This is a genomic window from Microbacterium sp., assembly GCF_003248605.1.
Taxonomy (GTDB): domain Bacteria; phylum Actinomycetota; class Actinomycetes; order Actinomycetales; family Microbacteriaceae; genus Microbacterium.
Genome location: NZ_QFPF01000121.1, coordinates 1 through 7,217, shown reverse-complemented (window position 1 = coordinate 7,217; position 7,217 = coordinate 1). Strand labels below are relative to the sequence as shown.

6 protein-coding genes and 1 pseudogene are annotated in these 7,217 nt (G+C 69.7%); 4 read left to right on the top strand and 3 right to left on the bottom strand.

Annotated features, from left to right (window positions below):
* The 3 genes and pseudogenes from DI573_RS13020 to DI573_RS13010 all read right to left on the bottom strand — a co-directional run.
* A pseudogene (locus tag DI573_RS13020) lies at window positions 1-615 on the bottom strand (hypothetical protein); the annotation flags it as partial.
* 53 nt (window positions 616-668) lie between these two features.
* Window positions 669-1,568 carry a glycosyltransferase family A protein gene (locus tag DI573_RS13015; RefSeq protein ID WP_292815058.1) on the bottom strand — a complete coding sequence of 300 codons (900 nt, stop codon included), beginning with the start codon at window positions 1,566-1,568 and terminating at the stop codon, window positions 669-671.
* Between the two features lie 44 nt (window positions 1,569-1,612).
* Window positions 1,613-2,698: a glycosyltransferase gene (locus DI573_RS13010; protein WP_292815055.1), complete on the bottom strand. Its 1,086-nt coding sequence runs from the start codon at window positions 2,696-2,698 to the stop codon at window positions 1,613-1,615.
* A 255-nt stretch (window positions 2,699-2,953) separates the two neighbouring features.
* Between DI573_RS13010 and DI573_RS13005 the strand changes: the two genes are divergently transcribed.
* From DI573_RS13005 to DI573_RS12990, 4 genes are all read left to right on the top strand, one after another.
* On the top strand, window positions 2,954-3,502 hold the full coding sequence (locus DI573_RS13005; RefSeq protein WP_292815052.1) for an LPXTG cell wall anchor domain-containing protein: 549 nt from the start codon (window positions 2,954-2,956) through the stop codon (window positions 3,500-3,502).
* A gap of 61 nt (window positions 3,503-3,563) precedes the next feature.
* Entirely contained in the window at window positions 3,564-5,348 is a 1,785-nt protein-coding gene (locus DI573_RS13000; RefSeq protein ID WP_292815049.1) for a DUF4012 domain-containing protein, read from the top strand.
* Between the two features lie 108 nt (window positions 5,349-5,456).
* Entirely contained in the window at window positions 5,457-6,020 is a 564-nt protein-coding gene (locus DI573_RS12995) for a hypothetical protein (RefSeq protein WP_292815047.1), read from the top strand.
* 134 nt (window positions 6,021-6,154) lie between these two features.
* A partial coding sequence (locus DI573_RS12990) for a glycosyltransferase family 2 protein (RefSeq protein WP_292815044.1) occupies window positions 6,155-7,217 on the top strand: 1,063 nt, incomplete at its 3' end.

The window sequence follows — 7,217 nt, the reverse complement described above, 5'->3', positions numbered from 1 at the left end:
CCCCGCAAGGATCTGCGGCCCGATTCCCGAGTAGGCGGGATCGCAGGGCGCTGTATCGGGGCAATTCGCTCCCATCGCGAAGTTCAGGTTGCGCTCTGTCGGCAACCGACCAGTCACGAGACTCTGCTCCTTCTCCAGCGTGACGATGATGACCTTGGCCGAGATGCCGCAGGCAACTTGTACCCGGTGGATCAGCTCGGAGATCCGCATGGTGCCGCCCTCGATGGCATTGCAGACGACGTTTCCCGTTCGGTGAGAGATCACGGCCCCGCGAGAGGAGATACTCGTCGTGCCGGTGTTGATGCAGCGGCTATTCGTGCACCTGTCCTTCTCATCAAGAAAGCGCTGAATTTCGGCTGCTGTCATCGCCGAACCATCGAAGAACAGCGCATCGTCGATGAGGTTCTCAGGGTTGAAGCCTTCGAGCGTCATCGGCCTGATCAAACTGTCCACGCTCGATGCCGCGTCGCTCTCCATCGCCTGGGCCGGCAGTGCGGCCGCCGCAGCGGCAGGGACGAAGCCGCCCACCGCGAGCACGAAGGCGACGACGGTCGCGAGTGTGATCCTCGCCCCGCGCAGTGCGCGGCGCGGGCGGGGGGAAGCAGGTCGACGCATGGGACCATTGTGACTGAAGTAAACCAAAATCACTGCATGTTGCTACCGAACGCTCAGCGCCTTCGTGTCCTCAGAAGGCGCCTGACCCTTCGCCAGAACGGATGAGCGTCATAAACACCCCTGATGACGTCCCCAGCGACCTGATCAAGTCGGTCGGCGAGCTGACGCTCGGCGTCGCGGTGAAGCTGCGCCATATAGAGAGGTAGACCTGGTCCGTTCGCCTCCACCCAGCGACGAAGTTCTCGGTCTCGGACTTTCATATCGTCTCGCTCGTGCTGCGTGGACAACTCATACATGCTGTTGCCTGCTGCGCCTCTGGCGTCGGGCCGCTGCGTCCAATAGGCGAGCGGGGTGCCTCCGAGAAACGCCACAGGGTGCGCGGCCGTCACCCGCAGATAGAACTCCCAGTCCTCGACGGCGTCGAGCGTTTCGTCATAGAACCCAAGCTCTTCGTGGAGTGAGCGGCGATAGAGAAAAGAGATCGGAACAGCCCGATTGACCTCGAGCAGTGCAAGGAATGTCACGTCGGTCATACCTTGCCAGAACGGGGCGCGACCCTCTTCGACCCATTCGCGGCCTCGCTGTGTCTCGTACACGATCTCGGTCGCGACCATTACGCCGGCGTCAGCCGACGATGCATCAAGCAGCGCGCTCGTTTTGGCGAGGAACTCGGGATGCCAGCGATCGTCGTCGTCGTGCAGGACAACGTAGTCCGTCGTCGAGGCGCGAATACCCGCGTTGGCGGCGGCACATCGACCGCCCGCACCGGGCATCTCGATGGCACGCGTGCGATCTGCGATCGACGATTTGTCGACGATACGCATCACCTCGGCCGCATCGCCCCCATCATTGACGACGATTACCTCTGCGTCGCTCACCGTCTGTGCAGCGATGTCCGCGAGCGCGCGAGCGAGAAAGTACGGTCGGTCCTTCGTCCGCACGATGACCGTCACACGATGAGACATGGACTACACCCTAGGTCCGGCGACTCGTCGACCTACAGCTCGGCATGCAGCTGCCATACGCGCTGCGCCGTGTCGTCCCACGAGAACGCCTTCGCGCGGTCCAGTGAGAGCACCCGCAGGCGCGTCGCGAGCTCGGCGTCGGCGAGGATCCGGTTGAGGGTCGAGGCGACCGGCTCGATGCCGTCGACCGCGACCAGCTGACCGGCGTCGGCGAGCACCTCGGCGTTCTGCGCCGAGGATGCCGCGACGACGGGCACTCCTGCGGCAAGGGCCTCCAGCATCCGCCACGGGAACGACAGTCCCGCCGACAGATCGACGAACGCCGTGGCCCCGGCGAGCGTCGCGGCGCGCTCGTCGCGCCCGGGAGCCGCCACGCGCACCCGGTGCTCGGGTACGCCCGCCGCGGATGCCACCTCGAGCATCTGTTCGGTCTCGTCGTCCGCCCCGCCGGCGAGGAGTGTCACGGTGGCCTCGGTGATGCCGGCGACGGCATGCAGCGCCGTCTCGAGCTCGTCGGCGCTCGCGCGTGCCGCGTCGATCACGACCTCGGGGTCGCCGCCCGCGCGCGCATCCGGCGCGGGCATCCGGGGCACGGCGCCCGAGATCACGCGCACGCGGCCGCCGAGCTTCGTGCGCTCGGCGAGTTCGCGCGCCATGGCGTGGGTGGGCACGACGACCGCGTCGGCGTGCTTGACGGCGCGCTTGAGCATCGCCCGGTGCCAGGCGACACTCCCCCGCGACAGCCGTTCAGGGTGCGTCCAGGGCTCGAGCGACCACAGAGTCACGACGGTCTGATCATGATCGTGCACCCGATCGTGGCGCACGAGGGGCGCGAGCAGCGTCGGCGAGTGGATCATGCCTCCGCCGATGCCGGGCACGACGCCCATCGAGCAGGCTGCCGCCAGCTGTGCGCGCTTGAGCGGCACGCGATCCACACGGGCAAGCCCCGGGATGCTGGAGCCCACATCGCCCGCGTCGGCGGGCACGATCGCCGCCACCTCCGCGCCCTTGGGCGTCGCGGCGACGAGGGCACGGGTCAGCTCGACGCTGGCGGATCGGAGGTCTTCGTCGGTCGCGGCGACCGCCTGGTCGAGCACGACGCGCAGGGTTGCGGTCATCCCTCGAGCCTAACCCCGCGCACCCGCTCGGCACGGGTGACGGGCGGGGTGATCCTGAGGGAATCCTCAGCGAAACCTCGGCCCGCAGCATCCGGTGTCGTCGCAGCGTGTGGCATATAGTGAGGACGTCGGCTGGGGTAGTCGACGACAATCTGGGGAACACGATCGCGGGCCGGGGGGTCCAGATCATCGCACGGCCCAACGGCCACCGGCCTCGCCGTGCGTGCCTCACGTGAGCCTCTTGGGGGAAGCATCATGTGGAAGAAGACGGCAGCAGCATGCGTCATCGCGGGAATCGTGGCGCTCGGGGCGCCCATGGCCGCCTCGGCCGAGACCGCCGATGACGCGGTCGGATACGTCGAGCCGACGGGTGTGGTGGTCAACCCGGTCGCCATCGAACCGTGCCTGACCTCGACGGTCACCTTCGGCGCCCGCTACTGGGCCCCGAGCGAGAGCGTCGCCATCGCGGTCGAGGGCTTCCACGCCGCCGACGCGTCGATTCCGGCGTCGGCGACCGCGGCCGCCGACGGCTCCCTCGTGACGACGTTCGTCCCTCCCGCCGACGGACGTGAGGACTACGGCATCACCTTCACGGCAGCCTCGCGGACGTACACGGCGGTCATCGCCGTGACCGACGGCGTCGACGCCTCGGCCTCGTGCGACCACGATCCCGGCGCCGACCCCGCCGCCCTGGCCTCCACCGGCAGCGACTCCGCGCCGTGGGTCGCCGTCGCCGGCGCGGGAATGCTCGTCGCCGGAGTCGCGGTGATCGCCACCCGCGCCGCCGCGCGCCGCCGCTCCTGAGCGCCTGCTCGCGCTGCCCGCTGGATATGATCCGGTCGAGAAGCCTCGAGGAGGATCCGCGATGACGCACGATCCCGCCGCGCCTGCGCGCCGCGCACGACGATGGTGGATGCTGGGCGCCCTGGCCGCGGTCCTGATCGTCATCGTCGCCGCCGCGGCGTGGGTGGGCGTGCGGGCGCTCGCCGCCCGCGACGCCCTCGAGGCGGCGACCGAGCACGCCCGCGCGCTGCAGGACGACGCGCTCGGCGGTGACGTCGCGAGCATCGACGCGCACGCCGAGGCGCTCGCCGCCGACGCGGCGGAGGCCGTGCGCCTCACGTCCGACCCGGTCTGGCGAGCGAGCGAGCTGGTGCCCTGGTTCGGGCGCAACCTGGCCGCCGTGCGCGAGGTCACCACGATCGTGGACGACCTCGCTCAGCACGGCATGGCGCCCCTGCTGGACGCGGCGGGCACGATCGACGTCGAGACCCTCGGCGTGCAGGGAGACAGCATCGATGTGGGGCCGCTGCGGGAGGTCGCCCCCGCCCTGGCCGAGGCCGACGCGGTGTTCGCCCGCGCGCAGGCACACGCCGCCGCGATCGACACCGCCGGCATCCTCCCCCTCATCTCGGACGCGGTGCACGAATTCCGCGACACGCTCTCCCCCGCCGCGGCCGCCGTCGACGGCCTGGCGCGGGCGAGCGAGATCCTGCCCGGGATGCTGGGCGCCGATGGACCCCGCACCTACCTGCTGCTGATGCAGAACAACGCCGAGGTGCGCTCCTCCGGAGGCGTGCCGGGCGCGATGGCGCTCATCCGCGCCGACCAGGGACGCATCACCCTCGAACGGCAGGCGTCCACCGCGGAGTTCCGCCGCAGCGAAGAGCCGATCCAGCCGCTCGCACCCGAGATCGTCGCCCTGTTCGACCAGCTTCCTGGGCAGTACATCCAGAACTCGGTCATGATCCCCGACTTCCCCGACGCGGCCGCCCTCGCCGCCGCGCACTGGGACCGCAACATCGGCGGCACCCCCGTCGACGGCGTCATCGCCGTCGACACCGTGACGATCGCCGACATCCTCGCCGCGACGGGCACCCTCGACCTCGGACCCTACAAGCTGACCGCCGAGAACGCCCCCGACATCCTGCTGTCGCAGGTGTATCGCGACGTGACGTCGCCGAGCGCTCAGGATGCCGTCTTCGAGGCCGCCGCGAGCGGCATGTTCGCCGCTGTCACCGACGGACGCGCGTCGGCCTCGCAGCTGATGGGAGCCCTCGGTCAGGCCGCCGCCGAGGGCCGCGTGCGGCTGTGGAGCCGCGATCCCGCTGAGCAGGAGGCCCTCGCCGAGACCACCCTCGCCGGCTCCCTACCCGCCGACGACGCGACGACCATCCACAGCGGCGTGTTCTTCAACGACACCACCGGCGCGAAGATGAACTACTACTCCGACGCCGAGGTCACCACCGAGCTCACGCGATGCGGCGACGCATCGACCATGTCGGTCACCGTCACCTGGACCAACGGCGCGCCGGCAGACGCGGCCACCACGCTGCCGGTCTACGTCACAGGCGGCGGGCACGCGGGGGTCGACCCGGGCAGCACACGTACCCGCATCGCCGTCTACGGCCCGGAGGGGTGGCTCGCACGCGCCTCGTCGGTCGACGGCGAGAGCGCCGGAGCCCAGACCGCGCTCGACGACGATCGGCCGGTGATCCAGCACGAGGTGACCCTCGCGCCCGGCGCACAGACCCGCATCGTCGTGGAGTTCATCGGCGAGGCCGGCGACGCCGAATCCGCGCTCGTGACGACGCCCCTGCTGCGCCCGATCGAGGTCGCCGAGAGCACCGAAATCTGCACGCGCGAATAACCCCTCGCGCTTTGCCCGCGCAGGGGCTACAGTGAGACCCGTTCCTTGGGGGAACATCGTCGTCGTGGGGACGACGAATCAGACCGTGATTTTTCTGGGGGAAATCGCATGCTCAAGAAGTCTCTTCTGGTCGGACTCGCCGCAACCATGATCATCATGGGCGGAGCGAGTGCAGCTCACGCCGAAACCGACCTCGGCGATTACACCGAAGACGTCAGCGTCACCGTCTTCCCGACGGTCATCCGGCCGCTCGAGACGTCGACCATCACGTTCTCCGAGGACTACTTCGATCCGAACGAGCTCGTCGGCGTCGTCGTCGACGGCGAGAGCGGCGCGGATGCGGGCCTTGCGGCCATCGCACCGGCGGCCCGCTCCAGCCTCACGACGTCGAAGACCGCCGCGGCCGACGGCAGCATGGTCGCCGTCTTCACCGCCCCGGCCGACGGCGACGGCGTCTACAACGTCTCGTTCAGCGGCTCCCGCGACTACACCGCCGTCATCACGGTCGTGCCCTTCGGCGTCGACGTGCCGAGCGCGGTCTCGGTCAGCGACGGTTCGCTCGCCAACACCGGCGGCGGCATCTCGCCCGTCATGATCTGGGTCGGCATCGGCGCACTCGCCCTCGGCTCCGCCACGGTCGTCGCGACGACCGTGCGTCGTCGCCGGGCCTAGTCCCGCACCTCGTCAGCGGCTCGGAGCCGGCGGCCCCGCTAGGGCGTTCGTCGGCTCCGAGCCGCTGCCCGTCCCGCCCTCAGCAGGACGGGATACGGTGGTGGCAGGCAACTGCGACGCGAACGGGAGAGCGCATGACGGACCTCACTGTCGTCGTGCCGACGCGCAACGAGGCCCCCAGCATCCCGTCGCTCATCACCCGGATCGCGCGCGCCGTCGACGGCATCGACGCCGAGATCCTCTTCGTCGACGACTCCGACGACGGCACCGACGGCCTCATCCGCACGCTCGCAGAGGACGCGCCCCTGCCGATCCGTCTCATCCATCGCACGGACGGCGTCGGCGGCCTCTCGGGCGCCGTCGTCGAGGGGCTGACGGCCGCGCACGCCGACCTCTGCGTGGTCATGGACGGCGACCTCCAGCATCCCCCCGAGACGATCGCCGACCTGCTGCGCGCCCACCGTCGCGGCGACGTCGACGTCGTGGTCGCATCGCGATACGCACAGGGCGGGCAGGCCGACGGCCTCGCCGACGTCGTGCGCTCGGCCGTCTCGCGTGTGACGACGGCGCTCACGCGTGCGATGTTCCCCCTGCGCCTGCGCGAGTGCACCGACCCGATGACCGGGTTCTTCCTGATCGATCGCACCCGCGTGGACCTTGCCGCGCTGCGGCCGCGCGGCTTCAAGATCCTGCTCGAGATCCTCGCGCGCAATCCGCTGCGACTGCGCGAGGTGCCGTTCGACTTCGCCGAGCGGCACGAGGGCTCATCCAAGGCCTCGGTGCGACAGGGGCTGCACTTCGTCACCCAGCTCGCGACGCTGCGCTTCGGAAAGATGTCGGGTTTTGCGCTCATCGGCGCGTTCGGCGCCGTCGCCAACCTCGCGATCATGGCAGGTCTCACCCACATCGGGGTGAGCTACGTGTGGGCGGCGATCGCCGCGGCCGAGGCAACGATCATCGGCAACTTTGTGCTGCAGGAGCGCTTCGTCTTCCGCGACATGACCGGCAGCGCGTCGGGCGGGTGGCTGAGGTTCGCGAAGTCGTTCACCTTCAACAACGCCGAGGCGCTCATCCGCATCCCGGTGCTCGCGCTGCTCGTCGAGACATGGCACATCTCGAGCGTGCTCGCGGCGGCGATCACCCTCGCGGTGGCCTTCGTCGCGCGCTTCGCGTTCCACTCGCTCGTCGTCTATGCGC

Excerpts from the sequence above, each read along its gene's own strand:
- DI573_RS13010 (WP_292815055.1), bottom strand. The coding sequence starts at position 2,698 with ATGACCGCAACCCTGCGCGTCGTGCTCGACCAGGCGGTCGCCGCGACC.
- DI573_RS13005 (WP_292815052.1), top strand. The coding sequence starts at position 2,954 with ATGTGGAAGAAGACGGCAGCAGCATGCGTCATCGCGGGAATCGTGGCG.
- DI573_RS13000 (WP_292815049.1), top strand. The coding sequence starts at position 3,564 with ATGACGCACGATCCCGCCGCGCCTGCGCGCCGCGCACGACGATGGTGG.
- DI573_RS12995 (WP_292815047.1), top strand. The coding sequence starts at position 5,457 with ATGCTCAAGAAGTCTCTTCTGGTCGGACTCGCCGCAACCATGATCATC.